The organism is Nonomuraea basaltis (assembly GCF_005893125.1).
GTDB classification, from domain to species: Bacteria; Actinomycetota; Actinomycetes; order Streptosporangiales; family Streptosporangiaceae; genus Nonomuraea; species Nonomuraea basaltis.
The window spans coordinates 1-23,301 of record NZ_VCJS01000200.1; the positions used below are offsets into that span (position 1 = coordinate 1).

General features: G+C 70.3%; 7 protein-coding genes. All 7 read right to left on the reverse strand.

Going from position 1 to position 23,301, the window contains the following annotated elements; genetic code table 11:
* A partial coding sequence (locus EJK15_RS52975) for a non-ribosomal peptide synthetase (protein ID WP_138718064.1) occupies nucleotides 1–8,825 on the reverse strand: 8,825 nt, incomplete at its 3' end.
* Complete coding sequence (locus tag EJK15_RS52980) at nucleotides 8,825–12,826, reverse strand: SDR family NAD(P)-dependent oxidoreductase (RefSeq protein WP_171075056.1); 4,002 nt, start codon at nucleotides 12,824–12,826, stop codon at nucleotides 8,825–8,827. The genes EJK15_RS52975 and EJK15_RS52980, both read right to left, overlap by 1 nt.
* Complete coding sequence (locus EJK15_RS52985; protein ID WP_138718066.1) at nucleotides 12,819–18,926, reverse strand: hybrid non-ribosomal peptide synthetase/type I polyketide synthase; 6,108 nt, start codon at nucleotides 18,924–18,926, stop codon at nucleotides 12,819–12,821. Before EJK15_RS52985 ends, EJK15_RS52980 begins: the two co-directional genes overlap by 8 nt.
* Nucleotides 18,923–20,839 carry an amino acid adenylation domain-containing protein gene (locus EJK15_RS52990; RefSeq protein ID WP_171075057.1) on the reverse strand — a complete coding sequence of 639 codons (1,917 nt, stop codon included), beginning with the start codon at nucleotides 20,837–20,839 and terminating at the stop codon, nucleotides 18,923–18,925. Before EJK15_RS52990 ends, EJK15_RS52985 begins: the two co-directional genes overlap by 4 nt.
* Before the next feature lie 18 nt (nucleotides 20,840–20,857).
* Complete coding sequence (locus EJK15_RS52995; RefSeq protein WP_138718068.1) at nucleotides 20,858–22,048, reverse strand: acyl-CoA dehydrogenase family protein; 1,191 nt, start codon at nucleotides 22,046–22,048, stop codon at nucleotides 20,858–20,860.
* A gap of 11 nt (nucleotides 22,049–22,059) precedes the next feature.
* Nucleotides 22,060–22,329, reverse strand: coding sequence for an acyl carrier protein (locus EJK15_RS53000; protein ID WP_138718069.1), 270 nt, complete (start codon nucleotides 22,327–22,329; stop codon nucleotides 22,060–22,062).
* Nucleotides 22,330–22,350: 21 nt separating this feature from the next.
* Nucleotides 22,351–23,301: 3-hydroxyacyl-CoA dehydrogenase family protein (locus EJK15_RS53005; protein WP_240777777.1), on the reverse strand; the 951-nt coding region annotated here is incomplete at its 5' end.

A 23,301-nucleotide genomic window follows, 5' to 3' on the forward strand; every position in this document is an offset into this window, starting at 1 on the left:
GCGTCGGCGAGGTCGCGCAGGATCGGGTTGTCGAAGACGGTCATCACCGGGACCTCGGCCCCGATCGCCGTGCGCAGCCGCTGGGACAGCCTGACAGCGGCGATCGAGTTCCCGCCGAGGGCGAAGAAGTCGTCGTCGATGCCGACCCGGTCCAGCCCGAACAGGGACGCGACCGCGGAGAGCACCCTCTCGTCGAGCGAGTGCCGCGCCCGCGTGACCGGACGATCGTTCTCCGGCGCGGGCTCGGCCAGCGCCGTCCGGTCGACCTTGCCGGTCGAGTTGAGGACCAGCGCATCCTGGACGACCAGCCTGGTGGGAACCATGTAGTCCGGGAGTTTCGCGCGCAGCGCGGCCCGGATCGCCTCCACGTCCAGGACCGCTCCCGGGGCCGGCACGAGGTAACCCACCAGATAGGTGCCACCGGTCGCGACCTCCTGGAACGCATTGACGATCGCGTTGGCCACCCCGGGGACGCGGTGCAGGACGCGTTCGATCTCGCCGAACTCGACCCGCTGACCACGCACCTTCACCTGATGGTCCCGGCGGCCCAGCACCTCCAACTGCCCGTCCGGACGCCACCGGCCCAGATCACCCGTCCGGTAAGCCCGCCCCGGACGCTCAGGTTCCACCGGGTTCGCATCGAGGAACGCCTGAGCCGATGCACCCACCGCATTCAGATACCCACGACCCACCGCCACCCCGGCCACCACGATCTCGCCCTTCACACCGACCGGAACCGGCCGCAAGGCCTCATCGACCACGTACACCGACGTGTTCGCGATCGGGCCACCGGTCGGCGTCACCAGGCCCTCCGGAATCCCCGTCCTGGGGTGCATGAAGTCGTCGGCGGTCTCGGTCGCACCGTAAGCGTTGGACAGCGGCACGTCTGGGAAGCGGGCATACCACCGCTCGACCAGAACCGGCTTGAGCGGCTCCGCGTTCAGCACCATGTGCCGCAGCTTCGGGAAGACCGTACCCCTTACCGGATCCTGCAAGTCCAGCTCGTCCAGGAGGACCGCCAGGAAGCTCGGGACAAGCTCGATCAGGGTCGCGGGCCGATCCTCCAGCACCCTCAAGAAGGCCTTCGGGTCGGTGATCTCGGCGTCGGAGGGCACCAGCACCCGGCCACCGGCCAGCAGCGGTGCGAAGAACTGCCAGATCGCCACGTCGACGGAGACCGGAGCGTTCTGCACCAGCAAGGTGCCGGAGCCGACCTCGTAGGAGTCCGTCTTGGCGAGCACATGGTTGAGCATCGAGCGGTGCTCGATCACGATGCCCTTCGGCTCGCCGGTCGAGCCGGAAGTGAACATGACATATGCGGCCGTGTCTAGTCCGGCGGGCACACCGGCGGTGCCCGGGTCCTCCCCCTCGGCCTCCGCCGACAGATCGGCGAACCTGAGCCACCGGTGGCCCGGCAGCCTGTCGCTGGGCTCGTCGCAGAGCACGACCTCGACCCCGGCCAGTTCCAGCATCCGGGCGTGGCGCTCGATCGGATGTCTCGGCTCCAGCGGCACATAGGCCGCACCGGCCTTCCACACAGCCAGCAGCGCCACCAGGAACCGCTCGGAGCGCGGCAGCCGCACTCCCACGAAGGTCTCGGTGCCGGGATGCGACGGCAGCGAGCGCCGCAGCACCCGCGCCAGCCGGTTAGCCTTGGTGTCCAGCTCCCCGTAGGTCAGCTCCAGCCCGTCACAGATCACCGCCACCCGAGCGGGATCCGTGGCCGCCCGAGCCGCGAACAGCTCCGCGACGGTCATCGAGCCGAGATCCACGTCTGGGCCGCGGCCCCATTCCAGGACCTGTGCCCGATCGGCGCCCGGCTCCGGGCAGTCCGCCGTGTCCTGACCGCCACTCACCGCCAGAGCGTCGGCGAGGTCGCGCAGGATCGGGTTGTCGAAGACGGTCATCACCGGGACCTCGGCCCCGATCGCCGTGCGCAGCCGCTGGGACAGCCTGACAGCGGCGATCGAGTTCCCGCCGAGGGCGAAGAAGTCGTCGTCGATGCCGACCCGGTCCAGCCCGAACAGGGACGCGACCGCGGAGAGCACCCTCTCGTCGAGCGAGTGCCGCGCCCGCGTGACCGGACGATCGTTCTCCGGCGCGGGCTCGGCCAGCGCCGTCCGGTCAACCTTGCCGGTCGAGTTGAGGACCAGCGCATCCTGGACGACCAGCCTGGTGGGAACCATGTAGTCCGGGAGTTTCGCGCGCAGCGCGGCCCGGATCGCCTCCACGTCCAGGACCGCTCCCGGGGCCGGCACGAGGTAACCCACCAGATAGGTGCCACCGGTCGCGACCTCCTGGAACGCATTGACGATCGCGTTGGCGACACCGGGGACGCGGTGCAGGACGCGTTCGATCTCGCCGAACTCGACCCGCTGACCACGCACCTTCACCTGATGGTCCCGGCGGCCCAGCACCTCCAACTGCCCGTCCGGACGCCACCGGCCCAGATCACCCGTCCGGTAAGCCCGCCCCGGACGCTCAGGTTCCACCGGGTTCGCATCGAGGAACGCCTGAGCCGATGCACCCACCGCATTCAGATACCCACGACCCACCGCCACCCCGGCCACCACGATCTCGCCCTTCACACCGACCGGAACCGGCCGCAAGGCCTCATCGACCACGTACACCGACGTGTTCGCGATCGGGCCGCCGGTCGGCGTCACCAGGCCCTCCGACACACCGGTGACGGGAATCATCACGTCATCGGCGGTCTCGGTCGCACCGTAAGCGTTGGACAGCGGCACGTCTGGGAAGCGGGCATACCACCGCTCGACCAGAACCGGCTTGAGCGGCTCCGCGTTCAGCACCACGTGACGCAGGTCGGGAAGGAACGGCCCCGCCTCGGGGTCCTGCAGGTCGAGTTCGTCCAGGAGTATGGCGAGGTAGCTCGGCACCAGCCCCAGGTCGGTGACCCGGTCCTGCGCCAAGCGGCGGATCATGCGCCGGGGTTCGGCGACATCGGCGTCGGGGCAGACCGCCACCGAGCCGCCAGCCATCAGCGCCGCGGTCCACTGCCAGACCGACACGTCGAAAGAGCTCGGCGCGTTCTGCGCGACCACCGAATCCGGGCGGATCGCGAAGACCTCGACCATCGCGTGGACGTGGTTGAGCATCGCACGGTGTTCGACCACGATGCCCTTGGGCTCGCCGGTCGAGCCGGAGGTGAACATGACGTACGCGGCCGTGTCCAGTCCGGCGGGCACACCGGCGGCGCCCGGGTCCTCCCTCTCGGCCTCGGCCAGCAGATCGGCGAGTCGCAGCCAGCGAACCCCTGGAACCTGCTCGACGGGCTCGTCGCAGAGCACGACCTCGACCCCGGCCAGTTCCAGCATCCGGGCGTGACGCTCGATCGGATGTCTCGGCTCCAGCGGCACATAGGCCGCACCGGCCTTCCACACAGCCAGCAGCGCCACCAGGAACCGCTCGGAGCGCGGCAGCCGCACTCCCACGAACGCCTCGCCGTCACCGTTCGGCGGCAGCACCCGCCGGAGCACCCTGGCCAGCCGGTTCGAAGCCGAACTGAGCTCCTCGTAGGTGAGCGACCTGCCTTCACAGGTCACCGCGACCCGTCCGGGAGCCTCGGCCGCGATCTCATCGGACAGTTCCGGGATCCGGCGCGATCCGAGATCTGCCGTCGGCCCTCGGCCGAGGCTCAGCACCTCTTCCCGCTCGACGTCGTCGAGGACGTCGAGAGTCAGCAGGCTGCGCCCGCCGTCCTCTGCCATGCGGTCCAGCAGCAGCGTCAGGTATCCCGCCAGGCCTTCGGCCAAGCCGGAGGGCAGCGCCTCGACGTCCACGTCGAGTTCGCACCGCAGACCGCCATCGGCGGTGTCCACCACCTGCAAGCTGAGCGCGTACGGCGAGCAGTGCAGCGGCATGTTCTCGACCTCGCTCATCCGCAGGCCCACGAGCTGCGGGCATTCCACCCTGCGGTCCAGCACGATGGAGGAGCGGAACAGCCGGCGCGACAGGCCCGGCTGACGGACGTCCAGATCGGCGACGACCTCGGCGAAGGGGAGGTTTGCGTGCTCCAACGCGTCCAGAAGCTGGTCCTGCACGGTCCTGAGATAACCGCTGACCTCGGTCCCGGGCTTCGTGCTCAGGCGCAGCGCCATCTGATTGGCGCAGTAGCCGACCGTGCGCTCGAACCTGTCCGGCCGCGCCGCGGAAGGCGCGAAGACGACCACGTCGTCCTGGGCGGTCAGCCGGTGCTGCAGAACCCCCCAGCCGGCCACCAGGTAGGCGAACAGCGTCACACCGTTCGCGCGGGCCGCCGCACGCAATCTGCCGACGTGTTCCTTGCCCAGTTCGAAGCGGTGCCGCTCGGTCCTGAAGGAAGGCAGACCGGCACCGCGGCCGCTCAGCAGCTCCGGCTCCGGCGCCCCGTCCAGCAAGGTGTTCCAGTAGACCCGGTCCTCACGCGACCGCGCCGATTCGGCCTCGTCGGCCTGCCAGGCGAGGAACTCCGAGAACTGGACCGGCGCGGGCAGCCCGTCCGCCGGGAGGAAGCCGAGCTCACCGTTGTAGAGGGCCGCCAGGTCTTCGATCCAGGGAAGCAGCGACCAGCCGTCCGCGATGGCGTGGTGAACCGTGATGTGCAGGAGGTGCCTCTCCTCACCGACGCGTACCAGGCACATCCGCAGCAACGGACCATCAGGCACGTCGAGCGGGCGCCGGGCCTGAGCGTCCAGGAAGGCCGTCACCTCGGACTGGGCGCACTCCGCCTCGAAGAACATCTCATCCCAGGCCACCTCTTCCATGGGCACGACACGGGTGGATTCCCCGTCCGTGGTGAACACGCTGCGGAGGGCGAGGTGCCGTTCGACGACACCCCGCACCGCGGTGCGCAACGCGTCCCGATCCAGCCGTCCGTCCAGCCAGAATCCCGCGAAGAGCGTGTAGGCGAGCGAGCCCTCGGCGGAGACGTTCGCCAGCGCCCATAGCTGCTGTTGTGCTCGCGAGGCGGCCGTCAGCGGGCCGGGGGAAGGAGGCGGCGCCCCGTTGCCGCCGCTCGGAGCCGGCCTTCCGGCGGCCGTCGTGGCCGGCGGTGGCGCGATCGGCGCGTCCTGCCTGGACCGCGGTAGGATCAGGCCGTTCTCCCGCAGCTCCGTTATGCTCTCGCGGGCCGCCTCGCGGATCCGGTCCAGATCCCCGTCCTCGTGCGCGGTCGACAGGAAGCAGTTGCGCCATTCCCAAATGAAGATCCCCCGATCGAGCATGTTGTAGTAGAAGAGGTCCATGTTCGCGTCATGCGTGAAGCGGTAGCACGACGAGAACCGGTTGACCTCGATGGGCGCCTCCAGCGCCTGGAAGTCCAGGTTCATGGCGTCGACGAAGCGCTTGGTCTTGTCGTCCAGGCACCGCTGAAGGTCAGGCCCCTGCCGCCGCAGCTCGCCCAGCGTCGCCTTCGCCACCGCCATGGCCAGGGGGTGCTGGTTGAAGGTGCCGCCGAAGAAGGTCGACTCCGCGGTCGGGTAGGAGCCGTCGCCGAAACGCCAGCCACCGCCGTCGATCGCGTCCATCGTCCCGCCACGCCCGGCCACCACGCCAAGGGGCATGCCACCGCCGATGATCTTCCCGTAGGTGGCCAGGTCGGCCTCGATCCCGTACAGCCCTTGGACGCCGCCCGGGTGGCAGCGGAACCCGGTGACCATCTCGTCGAAGATCAGTTTTGTGCCGTGCTTCCAGGTCAGCTCGCGCAGGCGACGCAGAAAGTCCGGGTTTTGCTCGCCGGGGTGCCGGGTGGTGACCGGCTCGGTGAGGACCGCGGCCAGTTCGGAGCCGCGCCGGTCGATGAATTCCAACGCCTGCTCGGTCCCGAAGTCGAGGACGTAGACGTTGTCGATCGCGCCCTGGGTGACACCGATCGCGAGTGGCTTGGCCCGCAGCTCGCCGCCGACCCAGTTCGGCGCGGCCAGGACCCCTTCCGAGTGGCCGTGGTAGCCCGTCTCGAAGATGACGATCTTCTCCCGGCCGGTCGCGGCGCGCGCCAGCTTCAGCGCGGTGATCACCGCCTCGCTGCCGCTGTTCAGGAAGGCCACCCGGTCCATGCCGGTCAGGGCGAGGATGTCCTCGGCGACGTCGTTGACCAGCTCGCTGCGCGGGCCGAGGCTGAAGCCGGTCTCCATCCGCTCCGCGATCGCGCGCGTCACCAGAGACGGGTTGTGTCCGAACAGGTGAACCCCGAACCCCAGGGTCAGATCGATGTACTCGTTGCCGTCGACATCCCACAATCGCGCCCCCTGGCCGCGGCCGGCGACGATCGGATAGAGCATCTCCTTCGTCGACATCCGGAAGCCGATGGTGGAGCGGCTGTCGGCGATGATCTCACGGAACCTCTCGGCGTACGCCTTGGACTTGGCGGTCTTGGCCGTGTAGCGCGCCGCGAGGCGTCGCAGGTATTCGTCGCGGCGGGCCGGGTCCACCGCGCCCCGGCCGTCCTTGCGCCGCCTCCCCGGAGCGAGCGGGGCGAGCGGGCCGGGCTCCGGCTCGGTGACGGCCGAGGGCGGAACGGCCACGGCGGCCGCCTGGGCGTCGGGAGCAGCCGGCATGCCGGACCGGTCGAGGGCAGCCGGCGCGCCGGACCCGTCGGGGCCCGCGACAGTGCCGCCGATGATCTGTAGCTGGTGGTGCATCAGGCGCATCTGCTCGGCGAGGAGACGTTCCACCGCGGAGGGCGCGGGCTGCGCCGCCGTGGCCCCAGAGGCGGCGGCACTCCACGGGGCCGCCGTCGCCGGCTCACCGGCAGGGAGCCGGACCTCGGCGGTCCCCGGCTCGCCCACGACCGCGGCGGGCACCCCCGGGGGTTCGATGGCCGCGAGAGCCTCAGGCCTCGGCGACTTCTTCTTCAGGTAGTCGGCGAGCTCGGACAATGTCCGCACCTCACCGAAGAACTGGCGAATGGACAGCCGGACCCCGTATCGGTCCTCGATGGGCGCCAGGACGTTGAGCAGGGCCAGCGAGTCGGCGCCGACCTCCAGGAACGGCACGTCGGGGTCCAGCAGCGCGGGATCGACCTTGAATCGGGCGGCGACGAGGACCGTCAGCTCGGTCAGAAAGGCGTCCATGGTCTTGGTCTCTTCCTCAGCAAGCCCGGCGGGGGCCGACGGTTCGAACTGCTCTGCCGGCGTGACCGGCCAGTAGTGCCTGCGGAACATCGGGTGGGTCGGCAACGCGAGCCGCCGTCTGGACTGACCGGCGTGGAGCGGCTGCCAGGCGACCTCACGGCCATGCAGCCAACCGTCCACGAGATCGGCCAGGTGCCGGGGAACCGTGGTGCTCTCCGTCACGAAGTCGCCGTCACGAAGCGCCCGGGCCGCGGCGGCACAGCCGTCCGCGAGCACGGCCCTGCGGTGCCGATGCGCCTGGCGGCCGGTCTGCAGGCTGAAGGCGACGTCGGCGGGATCGGCGTCCGCGTGATCCTCCAGGTACCGGCGCAGGTCATCGCTCGCCTGATCCAGCGCCTCGGGGCTGCGGGCCGAGAGCACGATCAGGTGCTCGCGCGCCGTCGACCGGGGTGGAGGCGGCGGCACAGGGGGTTCCGCGACGACGACATGAGCGTTGGTGCCCCCGATGCCCAGGGAGCTGACTCCGGCGATTCGAGTCCCGGACGGAGGGTTCCAATCCGTCCCCTCCGCGGCGAGGTAGAACGGCGACTCGATCAGGTTCAGCTCGGGGTTGGGCACACGCAGCTGCGGGTTGCCCGGGATGCGGCCGTGCCGGATCGCCAGCACGATCTTGATCAGGCCGGTGACCCCCGCGGCGCAGTCCAGGTGGCCCACGTTCGCCTTCACCGACCCGAGAGCGCAGAATCCGCGCTCGCCGGTGTCGAACGCCCGGGTCAGGGCGTTGAACTCCACCCGGTCGCCCAGTGGAGTACCCGCGCCGTGCGCCTCGACATAGGTCACGTCGGTGGACTCGAGCCCGGCGACCAGAATCGCCTCGCGGATCGCCCGCGCCTGTCCCAGCAGTCCCGGGGCGGCGTATCCCGCGCGGCGCGCGCCATCGTTGTTGACCGCCGAACCGCGGATGACGGCAAGGATCCTGTCTCCGTCCGCGAGCGCATCCGACAGCCGGCGGAGGACGACCACGGCCGCGCCGTCACCGAAGATCAGGCCGTCGGCCGCCGCGTCGAACGACCGGCAACGGCCGCTGCGGGACAGTGTTCCGCCCTCGCGGTAGAGATAGCCGGCGTGCTGCGGCAACCGCAGCGAAACCCCTCCGGCCAAGGCCATGTCGCACTCGCCGTCGAGGAGCTGCTGGCACGCGAGGTGCACGGCGACCAGCGAGGTGGAACAGGCGGTCTGAATGGTCAGGGCCGGGCCGGTGAGGTCAAGTTTGTAGGCGACCTTGGTCGCGAGGCCGTCGGGGGCGTTCGCGGCTTTCGCGAAGTCCGCGGCGACATCGCCGTATTCGGGCCCGGTCAGCAGCCTGGTGTAGTCGGAGTTGCGTGGCCCGGCGTAGACCCCGACAGGGCCGGGAAAGGTCGTCGGCCCATGCCCGGACTCCTCCAGCGCCTCGTGACATACTTCGAGGAAGATCCGTTGCTGCGGGTCCGTCAGCTCCGCCTCACGACCTGTGTAGCCGAAGAACGTGGCATCGAACATGCCGACGCCACGCAGGTGCGCACCACTCTTGACATAGTCCGGGTGCGCCACGAGCTCGGGCGCGACGCCGGCGGCGAGGCACTCGGCGTCCGAGTAGTCGGTGACCGCGTCCTGGCCCTCGTCGAGGATCCGCCACAGCGCCTCGACGCTGTCCGCGCCGGGGAAGCGTCCTGCCATGCCGATGATGGCGATCCGTTCGTCGCCCTGGGCGCCCATCAGTCCGTTCTCCCGCGAAGGCCGGCCCTGCCGTGGGTGCGCCGCCGCACGCGCTCGTCCACGACCTCCGCCAGCGCGCCGGAAGCGCCACCGCGCAGGAACGCCGCCAGTTGCTCGATGCTGGGCGCACCGAGCAGGTCGTCGGCAGTGAGCTTCTCGCCGAGCTCCTCCCCGATCCTCATGGCCAACTCGACCGCGAGCAGCGAGTCGCCGCCCAGGTCGAAGAGGTTGGCGTCGTAGCTGTCGATCTCGCTCCGCAGCTCCTCGCTCCACAGCCGGGCCAAGGCCCGCTTGAGATCGTCGCCCTCCAACGGGGGGGTGGGTGCGGCGGCGCTTCCGGCAGGATCAGGAGGCGGAGGCGACCACCGCCGGACGCGAGCGTCCAGGTCCTCGGCCGAGACGTAGACCACGGAGGAGGACCCCGCCTGGCGCAGAATCCGCCCGAACGCCTCGGCGCCCTCGTCCGCGGTGAGGGCGAGACCTGCCAGCTCCTTCCGCGTGGCGGACACCGCGCCGGGGTCGTCGTCGAAGGCCCAGGCTTCCCAGGCGATACTCGTCAGAGTGTCGTCGGCCCGGGCCAGCGCGTCCAGGAAGGCGTTTGCCGCACCGTAAGCGGCATATCCGACACCACCGAGAACCGACGAGAGCGAGGAGATCAGCACACCTGGGATCCGGCCCGCGAAAATCCGTCGCAGGACGAGCGCGCCCTGCACCTTGGGCGTGAAGATACGCCGCCAGTCGGCCCGGTCGGCCCCGCCGATCAGGCACGATGCCGTGACGGGCCGGACGCTCGCGGCGTGGAACCAGGCGCCGATCGGGCCGAAGCGATGCTCCGCCTCTGCCACGACCGCACGCATCCGCCGCTCGTCCGCGACGTCGGCGGAGACCGCGTACACCTGCGCGCCCAGGCTCTCCATCCGCCGGATCCGTTCGATGACCCGGCTGACGGGATCGTCGGGGCCGTGGTCGCCGAGCCAGTCGTCGTACTCCCGTGGGTCGGGGAACGGAGATCGCCTGGTGAGGATCAGACGGGTGTCCCCGAATGCGGCCAGCTTCTCCGCCAGCGCCAACCCGACGCGCCCAAGGCCGCCGGAGATGAGATGGACACCACCAGCACGCGCCGGTACCAGCGGCGCGGAGTCCACCAAGGGGACGTAGCGCTTGACCCAGCGGCCGCCACCACGCAAGGCGAGTGCGCGGTGGGCGGTGCGGCCGAGCAATTCATCGACGAGGCCCCTTGCCTGGTCCGACTCGTCGATGTCGAGCGTCCGGACACTCAGCTTCGGGAACTCCTGACGGGCCACCAAGACCGCGACGTCGACCATGCTCGCCGCCGCGTTGACCGATTCGCCGCCAAGGACCTGGTGAACCCCCGTGGTGACCACTGTGATCGCGGTGCGTGCGTCGGGAACGGCGTGCTGCGAGGCTTGCGCCACCACGTCGAGCACACCGTGGAATCCGCGGGCCTGGCATGGGACGGACGCCGCCTTGTCGGCGCTGTCGCCGTCCAGCGTCCAGAAGTGCACGACGCGTCCGGGGAGCCGGCCTTCGGCGGCCAGGGCGGCGAACAGCGCGCCCACGCTGCCCGGCGTGTCCGGATCCACGGTGAACGCATCAGGCGCGGAGCGTCCGAAGACCTGGCCGGCACGAACTCTCATCACCTCGTGGCCGAGCCGTGTCAGCTCGGTCGCGACACCGGAACCGACCCCGCCGGAATCCTCGAACAGCAACCAGCGCGCCGCGGGCTCCGGCTCGGACGGTGCCGGGACCGTCCGCTGCCAGGCTTCCGTGTAAAGCCATCTCGCAGGGGCGGCGTCGCGTTCCGGACGCCTCCTCCGTTTCGGCCCGGCGATGGCGAGCCGCTCGCGCCTCAGGGGATGTGCCGGCAACGGGACACGCCGGGGTCTTCCCGGACGCCAGGAAGCCCATTCGAGCGGAACCCCCGCCGTCCACAGTCGTCCGGCCACGCGGAGCAGCTGCTCGGACCGGGAGGCGCCGGGCTCGGAGCGCGAGCCTATGACGACGGCGTCGGGGGCGGGTGCGGACACGTCGCCGATCACCACCACTCCGTCGGCCTTCACACCCTCCCAGCCGACCGTCGCGGTGGCCGGTCCAGCGATCATCCGGCGCATCGTCTCGGCCAGGCCGGCGGTTCCTCGCAGGTGAGCGGCGATGTTCTCGTCGCCGAGGATCTCGTCCGGTTCCCATCCCGAGCCGGTCAACAGCGAGCCGATCGCGAGCCGGGACACGAGATCGGCCAGGCGCGCCTCGGCCGGAAGCAGCCCGTCGAGTTCGACGCCGAGCCCGGTGAGGATGTCGGAGCAACCGCGGAGCGTCTCACGAATCGGGCCGAAGGCCGCCGCGTCGCCGAGTCCCGCGAATGGGCCGTCACCGATGATGAGCACCGTCCGGCCGGGGGTGTGAGCAGGGCCGGCGATCTGCCGGCGGCCCACGCTGCGGAGGGCCTCGGCGGCAGCACGCGAATCGGCCGCTGTCACAGCGTACCGGTAGGGGTGCGCGCGGCGGCCGGCCGCGAGGCTGAACGCGACGTCGGACAGGTCGTGTCCCTCGCCCGGCCTCCGGACCTGCCCGGCGTTGCCGGGGTCCAGGCAGTTCGCGAGACTTCCACAGAGCTCCTCAAGCGCGGCCTCGTCTCGGGCGCTGACGGTCACCAGCTCCCATCGGGCGCGCTCCGAGCGCCTCGGGGGCACGTCGGGGGCCTCCTCCAGCACCACGTGTACGTTCGTCCCGCCCATCCCGAACGAGCTGACACCGGCACGGCGCGGCACTTCGTCGATTCGCCGCCACGGCACCGGCTCGGTGTTGATCTGGAAGACTCCGTCCGCGAGACCTTCGCCTGGGCGGCGGAAGTGCGGATGGGGCGGAACCTCGCCGTGGTGCAGTGCCAGCACCGCCTTGATGAAACCGGCCACACCCGCGGCCGCCGCCAGGTGCCCGAAGTTCGCCTTGACCGTGCCCAGCAGGCATGGAGTCTCGCGTGGTGCCGCGCCGAACACCTCGCTCAACGCCGCGAGCTCGACCTGGTCACCAAGCGCGGTGGCGGTGCCGTGGGCCTCGACGTAGGACACGGCTGCCGCGTCGATTCCGGCGACCGCCAGAGCCTCGGCGATCACGGCTCGCTGGCCTTCGACGCTCGGCGCGGCGAAGCCGACCTTGGCCGCGCCGTCGTTGTTGAGCGCGGAGCCCTTCACCACCGCGATGACTGTGTCGCCGTCGTCGAGAGCGTCAGGCAGACGTTTGAGTGCCACGAGGCCGACGCCGTCGCCGAACACTGTTCCGCTCGCGTCCGCGTCGAACGCCCGGGTCCTGCCGTCCCGGGAAAGGATCATTGCCTCCCGATGGAGATAACCGGGATGCGGATTGGCGAGCACCGAGACCCCACCCGCCAGTGCCAGATCACACTCACCCGCGAGCAGGCTTTGCACCGCCAGATGGATCGCGCTCAGCGACGACGAGCACGCCGTCTGGACGGTGACGCTCGGACCGGTGAGGCCGAGCTTGTAGGACAGACGCGGTGCCAGGTAGTCCTTGTCGTTGGTCAGCAGCAGCTCGGTGCCCTCAGCCGTGAGCAGGTCGACCTCCCGAGCCACGACGTTGTGCATATAGGTGTTCATCGACGTCCCGGCGAAGACCCCGATCGCGGTCCCGCCCCGGCCCGCGTAGCCGGTCGTCTCAAGGAGCCGCCACGCGGTCTCCAGGGCCAGCCGGTGCTGCGGGTCCAGGAGCTCGCCTTCGCGGCGGGTGTAGCCGAAGAACTCGTGGTCGAAGTCGTAGGCGTCGCACAGTGGCGCCCCAGCGGGGACGAACGCCGGATCCCTCAGCAGATCCTCGGGCGTGCCGGCATCCCTCAGCTCCGCCTCAGAATAGTCGGTGACCATGTCGTCGCCGGAGCGCAAGCGGGTCCATAATTCGTCGATGTCGCCCGCCCCAGGGAATCTGCCCTGCATGCCGATGACGGCGACACCATCCATCTCATCCATCCCCAGCTCCCCATCCGTCCGCAATGCCCGTTTCCTCATCGGGAAGCCGCTCCATTCGGTCTTTGTCGGCCATTTCCCGGACGGCCTTCCGCGCGGCGGCGCGCTGCTTCCCCTGCGACACCGCCCCATGACGTGCCTCGGCACGGCGCACGCCGAGATCATCGATCCCTTCACCGCCACCCGCCGCGGTCAGGGCCCTGGCTCCCGTGGACAGGCGCGCGGCGAGTCCTGACACGGTCGGATAGCGGAAGAGATCCGCGACCGTCAGCGCCCGGCCCGCCACGGCACGGGCCAACCGCCGATGCACCTGGAGCAGCAGCAGGGAGTTTCCGCCGAGATCGAAGAAGTTGTCGTCGTCGCGGACCGTGTCGCGTCGCAGCACCTCGGCCCAGACCTCGGCGACCAGCTCTTCCATTTCGCCCCGTCCCCGGACGGCCACCGCCGCCGCCGTACGGGCCGTGGCGGGGCGGGAACGGCTCACCTGCTCGGCGAGCAGCCTGCGATCCACCTTCTGGTTGATCGTCAACGGCAGGGTCGGCACGAACTCGATGGCGGCGGGCACCATGTATTCGGGAAGGCTGGTTCGCAGCGACGCGCGCAACGTACTCTCCTCGGCCGACCGGCCGCCGGCGAGGACGACACACGCCGTGATCCGCCTGTCGTCAGCGCCGGACCCGTCCACGAAGACGGCCGCCTGGGCGATGGCGGGGTCGCGCTCCAGACAGGCCTCGATCTCCTCCAGCTCGATCCGGTAACCGTTGACCTTCACCTGGTTGTCGATCCGGCCGAGGATCTCGAGCTGGCCGTCGGCTCGTACCCAAGCCAGATCCCCCGTCCGGTACCTGCGGCCGCCCGGGTCGTCAGGGGCGGTCACGAAGCGGGCGACGGTCAGCTCCGGACGGCCGGCGTAACCGCGCGCCACCGCGGATCCGCCGATGTACAGCTCGCCGACGATTCCTTTCGGCAGCTCACGGCGCTGGGCGTCGCGAACGGTCACGGTCGCGTTGTCGAGGGCATGTCCGACCGGCACCCCGTTTCCCGCGCAGTCCGAGGGACGAACGCGGCGCGCGGTCACGCACACCGTCGCCTCCGCGGGGCCGTAGAGGTTCCACAGCTCTCCGCACCACGCGAGCGAGCGCAGGGCGAGCGGTCCTGGCAGCAGTTCCCCGCACGAGAAGGTGTGGCGGACCATGAGCCCAGCCGGGCCGGCGCGCTCGACGGCCGCGTCAAGCCCGTGGAGAGCCGAAGGGGTCTGGTTGAGATGGGTGACCCGCTCAGCGACCAGAAGGCGGAGGAACCGCTCGGGGTCGCGGGCGATCGGACCCGGGATCACGACGAGGCATGCACCGGACAGCAGGGCGCCCCACAGCTCCCACACCGAGACGTCGAAAGCGGTCGAGTGGAAGAGCGTCCACACCGCTTCCGGATCGGGCGCGACATGCCGCCGCATCGCGTCGAGCAGACCGAGCACCTGGCGGTGCTCGACGTCGATGCCCTTGGGTGCGCCGGTCGACCCGGAGGTGTAGACGGTGTAGGCCAGGTCTCCGGCCCGGAGACAGGGTCCGGGATCGCGGGGTGGGGGCGGAGCGGCGCCGTCCATCGCCATCACGTGTGGCGCGATCCCCTCGAGACCACGGACCGAGGCCTGGTGGGTCAGGACAGCGACCGGGCCGCAGTCCTCGATCATCCCGCGCAGGCGCCGGACCGGGTTCATCGGATCGAGCGGGACGTAGGCGGCTCCGCTCTTCAGTACGGCGAGCACGGCGACGACGGTGTCCACGCTCGGGGGCAGGAGCAGCGCGACCCGGCGGCCGGGCCCCGCGCCGAGGCCCCGGAGCTGTGCCGCCCATCGCGACGACAGGCTGTCCAGCGCCCCGTAGTCGATCTCGACGCCGTCGCAGCGGACCGCGGGACGGGACGCGTGGGTGGCGGCCGCGACGGCGAAGCGGGCCACGATGCTGTCGTCATCGGCGATGACGACTGACCCGCCCCCGGACCCGCCGGAACCCGGCTCTGGGACAAGGTCATCGACGACCGTATCCGGCTCGCCGGTCGTGGCCCGCAGGATGGCCAGATAGTCCTCGACGGCCCGGCGGGCAGCCGAGTCGGGAAAGACCGAGCGCCGGTATCGCAGGGTGCCGAGGACGTTCTCGCCGTCCTCGAAGAGCACGAGGCTGAGGTCGTGCTGGTCTTCCTGCTGTGCCACACGGAACGGCCGCAGTCCCAGGCCGGCCCATGGCACCGGCTCCGCCACCGGTCCCGTGCCCGCGGCGTGGATCGCCGCGAGCTCCGGCGAACGCCGGGCCTCCTGGTAGACGAACATGCATTGGAAGAGCGGGTTCCGGCCCGCTTCCCGCGAAGGTGCCAGCTCGCGGACGAGCGCCTCGAACGGGTACTCCTGATACTCCAGCGCTTCGGCGACAGTGCGCTGGTTGCGGGCCACGGCTTCGCGGACGCTCGGCCTGCCGCGCAGGTCGCCCCGGAGGACCACGGGATCGGCGAAGTAGCCGACGCAGTCCCACAGGTCCGGATCCGTGCGCCCGGAGACCGGGACGCCCACCAGGACGTCGGCCTGCCCGGTGTAACGCCGGAGCAGTTGCTGGAGTCCGGTGAGGAAGACCGCGAACGGGGTCGCGTGCGCGGAACCGGCGAGGCCCCTGACCTTCGCGGTCAGCTCGGGTCCCAGGACGAAGCCGATCGACGAAGCGCCGCCGGCGTCCTCACCCGGCTCCCTGCCGAAGGCCGGCCACGCCATCGTCGTCGGAGCACCGGCCAGTTCGGCATGCCAGTACGCGCGGGCCCTGTGCCCGTCATCACTGTCGAGGTACTTGTGCTGACGGCGGACATGGGTCGCGTAGGTGGCGGCGCGGTCGTCGAAGTGCGCCGGCGGCCCGCCCGTCTCCGCGAGGTAGAGCGCCGCCAGTTCGTCGAGCATCAGGTCGAGGGACCACATGTCGGCCACGAGGTGGTGGACGACGAGCAGCAGCACCCCGGCCTCCGGCCCGATCGTCAAGAGCGTCAGGCGGACCAGCGGGCCGGCCTCGAGGTCGAACGGCCGGGCGGTGAGCATGTCGGCCTCGGACGACAGCCGCGCCCCGTCCCAGGCCACGGCGTCGATCACGTGGAATTCCGGGTCCAGCTCGCCGTGCGTCCGCTGAAAGGCTTCCCCGTCCCGATCGTGGAAGGTAGTACGCAACGACATGTGCCGCTCTGCCAGGAGAGCGAGCGCGCGGCGGAGCGCCGCGGTGTCGAGGGCTCCGGTGTAGCGCGCCGCGAACGCGATGTTGTAGGCGGCCCCGTCCGGATGAGTCTGGTGGGTGATCCACAGTGCGTGCTGGCCAGAGCTCAGCGGCCCTTCCACGCCAGCGGGCGATTCGCCGTCCTCCCGCTCGGCGGCGCTGACCACTCTCTCCAACGCCGCCGGGGTGAGGTCGCCCAGGAGGCCGACCAGCGAGACGTCGGCACCGAACTCGGCCCGGAGCGTCGCACGCAGTTCGACCGCCGCCAGCGAGTTGAGGCCGAGCGACACGAGGGTGGCGTCGGGCTCAGCCTGGCGTGACAGGCGGTTCGCCAGCACCGTCCGTACCCGGTCCCGGGCCGGCAGAGCCGGTGAGCTCCGGACGGCCACGTCGTCGTCCGCTTCGGCCACCTCCGCGCGAGGCGATGGCACGGTGCCTTCCGCGTACCAGTGGGGAACCCTCTCGAACGGGTACGAAGGAGCCGCGATCCTTCGCCGGGTGTGCGGGGCGTAGAACGCTTCCCAGTCGACGTCCGCCCCCATCCGATCCAGGCGGGCGAGTGCCTCCTGGATCGCCGCCCACGTCGCGGCCCGTTCGGGCAGGGCCGGGATCCAGGTCAGCCGCGCGGCGCCGGGTCCGGAGGCGGTCAAGCCGGTGGGCGTCGTTCCGGGGCCGGTCTCGACGAACACGGTGACACCCGCCTCGACGAGGGCTGAGACTCCGTCGTCGTAGCGCACCGGAGCTGTCAGGTGCCGGGCCCAGTAGCCGGGTTCGTACGTGTCCGCGCGGGCGAGAGCCCCGGTGACGCTGGAGGCGATGGCCAGGCCGGGCGCGTGGTGCTCGAACGCGCGAGCCGCCTCGGTCAGGGGCCCTGCCGCCGGCGCGATCAGCGGCAGCCGGGTGGCGATCCGCCCGCGGGCCGCCACCAGGCGCAGGGCGTCCTCGGGCGTCAGGACTCCGGCCACCACCGCGGCCCCGTACTCGCCGAGGCCGTACCCGATGACCGCGCTCGGCCGCACGCCCCACGACGCCCACATCTCGGCCAGGCCCAGTTCGGTCAGCAAGAGTGCCGGTTGCCGGAGCTCCGGACGTGAGACCAGATCTGGAGCGGCCAGCGCGTCCTGCGGCGAAAGCCCGGTGAGTTCGGCGAACAGCGTGGACATCCGGTCCAGGAAGCCGCGGAAGGCCGGGCACGTGCTCATGAGCTCCTCGGCCATACCGCCGAATCGGCCGCCCTCCCCCGGGAAGGCCAGGGCGATCTTGGGTGGCCCGCTCGCGGCACCCCCGTGGTCGACGGCGCCGGCCTCTTCGCCGTATACCCGGTCGTCGAGCCACTCGCCGAGGCGTGCCCCTGCTTCGGCCGGGGAGGCTGCCACCACGGAGAGGCGATGTCCGAACCGGCGACGCCCGACCGCGGCGGTGTACGCGAGATCGGGGAACTCGGCCGACTCGGCTGCCATCAGCCGATCGCGCCAGCGCGATGCCGTCTCCCGCAGGGCACCCGCCGTCCGCGCGGACAGCGAGATCACCTCGTAGGGCAGCGGCTGCGAACGCCGGCTCGGCTCCGGAGCCGATTCCAGAACGGCGAAGGCGTTCGCGCCACCGATCGAGAAGGACGTGACGCCCGCTCGGCGGACCGCGTCCGTCCACGGCAGCGGCTGGGGATTCACGAACAGCCCGCCGTCATCGAGGTGGACTCGCGGATGTGGCGCCGTGAAGTATGGGCTCGGGGGGATCAGCCCATGGTGGACGGCCAGCACGGACTTGATCAGAGCGGCGATGCCCGCTGCGACATCCAGATTGCCGACGGCGGCCTTGACCGAGCCGATCGCACACCGCGTGCCGCCGAGCGCCCGGTGGAGCGCCGAGATCTCGGTGGCGTCACTGAGGACCGTCGCGGAGCCCTGCGTCTCCACGTAGCCGATCGTCTCCGGAGCGACGTCGGCGACCGTCATGGCCCGGCTCGCCGCGTTCAGAATGCCGGACATCGACGGCGAGGCGTAGCCGAGCTTCTCTCCGCCGTCGTTGTTGATGGCGGTGCCGCGGATGACCGCGTACACCGTGTCGCCGTCGCGCAGCGCGTCGGCGAGCAGCTTGAGCACGATGACCCCGCCGCCGTTGCCGATCACCGTGCCGTCGCTCGCGGCGTCGTACGGCCGGACGCGGCCGGTGCGCGACTGCATGCCCCCTTCCCTGTGGAAGTAGCCCACATGCTGCGGCCACCGGATCGACACCGCGCCGACGAGCGCCGCGTCACATTCGTCGTCCATCAGGCTGCGGCAGGCGAGGTGGGCCGCTGTCAGTGCCGTGGAGCACGAGGCCTGGACGGTTAAGCTCGGCCCGGTGAGGTTGAGATGGTACGAGACGCGGCTCGCCAGAAAGTCCTTCTCGTTGCCGAGATGCTCCTGTGTCACCGCCGGATATCGCGGCAGGCCCCCGGACATGATCACCGGGCCGTACCCGGACAGCGTTCCACCGGAACCGCCGAACACCCCGATCCTGTTCTGCCCGCCGCGTGCGCCGAGCCTTCCGGCGTGCTCCAGCGCGGTCCAGGCGAGCTCCAAGAACAGCCGCTGCTGTGGATCGAGCAGCCCGGCCTCGCGCGGTGAGAACCCGAACAGGCCGGCGTCGAAACAGTCTGCGTCCTCGAGCGCCGACGCCATCGGCACGTAGTCCGGATCGGTCAGCCAGCCGTCCGGAACCCCGGCCCGGCGAAGTCGTTCGCGGGTGAGGTGGGTCAGACAGTTCCGACCTTCGGCGATGTTCTTCCAGAACTCATCGACATCGGCCGCGCCGGGGAAGCGCCCGGCCATGCCGATGACGGCGACGGATCGGTCTGGGGAGGTACGAACGGAGTTCACAGCCGCGTCCCGTGAGTCTGGAGGAACTCCGGACGCGCCAGGAGCGTCCGGTCGACCTTGCCTGTCGCGGTGAGGGGCAATGCCTCGACGAGGTCGAAGCTCGCGGGGATCAGATAGCCCGGCAGTTTCCGAGCCACCTCGGTACGGAGCCGGTCCCCGGTCAGCCCCACAGGCCGATTCCCCATGTGCACGTTTCCCTTCGCCTCGGTGACCACCGCCCGTAGCACGACCCGCACGGGGTCGGCGCTGTCCGCGAACACCACGCAGCCGGCCACCAGTGGCACCTCGAGCAGCGCGTGCTCGACCTCGCCGAGCTCCACCCTGATGCCCCGGATCTTGATCTGGAGATCGTCGCGACCGAGATACTCGAGTTCGCCGGCGGCCGTCCAGCGGCAGATGTCGCCGGTGTCGTACATGCTCTGTCCGGGATGACCTGGCTCGGGAAGGAACCGCTCCGCGGTCCGGGCCTGGTCATCCAGGTAGCCGCGGGCCACCCCGGCCCCAGCGACGAACAACGTCCCGTACACCCCGACCGGGACCGGCTGGCCGTGGCGCAGCACGTACATCCGGGTGTTGTCGATGGGCCTGCCGATCGGGATCCGGTCTGGTGGCGGCCCGGCCGGGCATTCGAAAGCCGTGACGTCGACCGTGGTCTCCGTCGGTCCGTACAGGTTGACCAGCTGTGCTCCGTTGCGTCCGAGCAGTTCGTCGAAGGCCGCCGCGGTCGGGGGCAGGAGCGTCTCCCCGCTTGAGAACAGGAGGCGGAGCCCGGCGAGCCGGTGCGCCGAGGCCTCGGTCCTGAGGTGGGAGAGGAAGACGTTGAGCATCGAGGGCACGAAGTGAACGACGCTCACATCGTGCTTCTCGATGGTCTCCTCGATGGCGAGGGGGAACCGCTCCGCGCCCGGGCGCATCAGGTGCATCCGAGCTCCGCCGAACAGCCACCAGAACAGCTCCCAGACCGAGACGTCGAAGACGATCGGCGTCTTCTGGAGGACGACGTCCTGCCCTGCCAAGGGGAACCGCCGTTGCATCCAAGCCAAGCGGTTCATCACCGAACGGTGTTCGACCATCACGCCCTTCGGCTCGCCCGTGGAGCCCGAGGTATGGATCACGTAGCACAGGTCGCGAGGTTCGGGCGGCTTCGCACCCCCGGCTCGGGCGTAGAGTTCCGCGGCATCAAGGGCGAAGACCTCCCGCGTGCTGCCCTCTCCGGAGGTCAGGCACGCGGCGACCGGGCAATCGCGGTCGGCCAGGATGGTCGTGACCCCGCACTTGCCGATCATCTGGCGGAGCCGTTCTGGAGGCGAGCACGGGTCCAGAGGCAGGTAAGCCAAGCCGGCGCCCAGGATCCCGAACAGGGAGACGGGAAGATCCAGCGTTCTGCGTGCCAGGACGGCCACGACACCGTGTGCACCGTGGTCGCGCCGGGCCAGGAACGTGCTGAGGCGCTCCGCCCGATCGGCGAGCCGCCCGTAGGTGAGTGTCCCGTCGTCCGTGCTGACGGCGATCCGGTCCGCGGAATCCTCCGCCCGGGCCCTGAGCAGATCGTAGATCGTCAGGTCGTCGGGAAACGCCACGTCGGTCGCGTTGAACTCGCAGAGGATTTTGTCGCGCTCAGCGTCGCCGAGCAGCGGGTACGTGCGGATGGGCCGGGACCCGTCCGCCAGGACCTGGGGCAGGAGCGCCACGACGACCCCGCTCAAGACCGCGCCCCCGTCGCCGGACGCCATCTCCCCGCTCGGTGGCCGGTCGGATGACTCCAGACCGACAGCGATGCGGGCGGCCAGCGAATCGAAGGACTCGTCAGGGTCGATGCCGATCTCGACCGACCGGCCCCCGACTTCGACGACACACGAATTCGTCCGGTCGACATAGTGTTCGGCCACCGCGCGCACGACTGCCCGCGCCAAGGCTGGGATCATGCGGCTCTACCCTTTCCTGCCGTGGAAGGCGGTGCCTGGCCGCCCGTTCCCCCACGACGGCCCGGCCGCCTCCCGCGCGATCTGCGGCGTGAGAAGCCTCTCCAGAAGCTGCGGCGTGCCCTCGATGATGTTCAGCACCTTGGCGTCCCGGTAGATACGGGACGCGCCGTCGTCCTCCAGCGCCCCCCGAGCGCCCATGGCCTGCACGGCCTGGGCGGCGTGGCGCTCCAGCGCCTGGCAGGCGAAGTATTTCGCCATCAAGACCTTGCGGGTGGCCGCGGGATCGGCCGCCGCCATTGCTCGCGACGCCTGGACGCACAGAGCGCGTGCGGCTTCGAGGTCTACCCCCATCGCGGTGACGATGTTCTGGATCTGCCCGTGCTCGACGAGCACGCGCCCGAACGCACGGCGCTCCAGGACCGCGGCCGAGCACGAGGCGAGTGCCGAGGAGAGCATGCCGACCGCCATCCAGGCCACGGCGTGCCGGCCGTGTTCCAGGGCGTGGGGCAGGAGGACCGACTGAGCGAACCCTGGCTTGCCCACAACGGCGTCCGGCTCGATCCGGCAGCCGCGCATCTCGACCCGAGCCACCTGGGCCGCCCTCAGCCCGAGCAGTCCGGTGATCGGTGAGACCGTGAGGCCGGGGTTCGTACGATCGAGCAGGCAGCAGACCGGGCCGCCGGCGGTGCGCGCGTACACCAGGTAGAGGTCGGCGCGCTGGCCGAAGGTGGTGTAGAGCTTCGTCCCATCCAGGACGTGGCCTGAGCCCTGCCCGGTCAGCGTGGTCTCTATCAGGCTCAAGTCACTGCCCGCCTGACGCTCGGTCATCGAGACCGCGGCGATCTTACGGCCAGAGGCCAGCTCGGGGAGCAACTCCTCGCGTTGCCCGCCGCTCCCCCACCTGACCAGCGTCTGCGCCACCATTCCGTGGACATTGACCAGAGAGGCCAGGGACGCGCTCACCCTGCCCAGCGCCTCGTACAGCAGGCCCAGTTCCACGGCGCTCCAGCCGAGCCCGCCGTACGCCCGGGGGATCATCGCCCCGAGCAGTCCTTCTGCGGCACACCAGGCGACGACCTCCTCGGGCAGCCTCTCGTCGCGCTCCCACACTCGGCTGTCCGCCGCCCATGCGGTGCCGACCGAGGCGATCACCGCGCTGTGATGCCTGGCCTCGGCCTGGGTGAGCAAGTTCTCCACGACGACCGGTCTCAGGCGGCACCGGCCGAAGCGGCCTGTTTGGCGAGCACGGTCTCGGCGATACGGTGTAGCGAGGCGAACTTGTTCAAGTCGAGATCGCCCACGGTGAATTTGATGCCGTAACGGGACTCCAGAAAACCCACCAGCTCGATCGCGAACAGGGAGTTCACCGCTCCAGAGGCGAACAGCTCGTCATCCGGCGCGGGCCGGAGATTGGCATCGTGCTTGTTGAGAAAGGCCGCCACCACCTGCTGGATGGCCGCTTGAGCGAGCTCCGACATCTCGATTGTCCTTCCGCCGTCTCATTCGTAGGTGTAGAAGCCCGAGGTGGATTTCCGGCCCAGCCGGCCTTCACCGACCATGGACCGCAACAGTGCGCAGCTTTCGAAACGCGGATCACCGGTGGCCTCGCGCAACCGATCCAAGGTGTCGACGACCGTGTCGAGCCCGATCAGGTCCGCCGTCTGCAACGGGCCCATCCGGTGTCCGAAGCAGTCCCGGAACACCTGGTCGACGATCTCTGGCGGCACCTCGTGTTCGGCGACGACGCGAGCGGCCTCGTTGAAGAACACATGCGATATCCGATTGCTGACGAAGCCGGGAAAGTCTCCGACGACGATCGTCTTCTTGCGCAGCAGCCGGGCGAGCGTCTCCACTCGCCCGAGAGTCCACGCCGAGGCGGCCGCGGGACGCATCACCTCGACGGCCGGCGTCAGGTACGGAGGATTCATGAAGTGCATGCCGATCATGTGTTCGGCGCGCGAGGTCTCGGACGCGAGCCCGCTGATCGGGATGCTGGAGGTGTTCACCGCGACGACGGCGCCCTCGGGGAGAACGGCGTCCAGCGCGCGGTGCGCCTCGCGCTTGGCCTCCCACCGCTCGGTGACGTTCTCCACGACGAACCGGCACGACGCCAGTTCGGCGGGGTTGGACGAGATGGTCACCGCCTCCACGGCGGCCGAAGGGCCGGCGGGGAATCCGGGACGTAGCATCGGGGCGAACCGGATGACTTTGACCAGGCTCGTCGCCGCGGTGGCGAGTTGAGCGGGATCGTTGTCGACAAGGACCACACGGAACCCGTTGAGCGCCAGATCGGCGGCCACACCGAGGCCGATCTCCCCGGCGCCGACGACGCCGACCACGCCGAAGGAATCGGGGGTCTCCTCGAAGGGGCCTTCGTCCGTCCGTTCCCTGGCCGCAGGCGAGACATCCATGGCGCCGGCCCGGGGCGCGTTCTCCATCAAGCCCACACC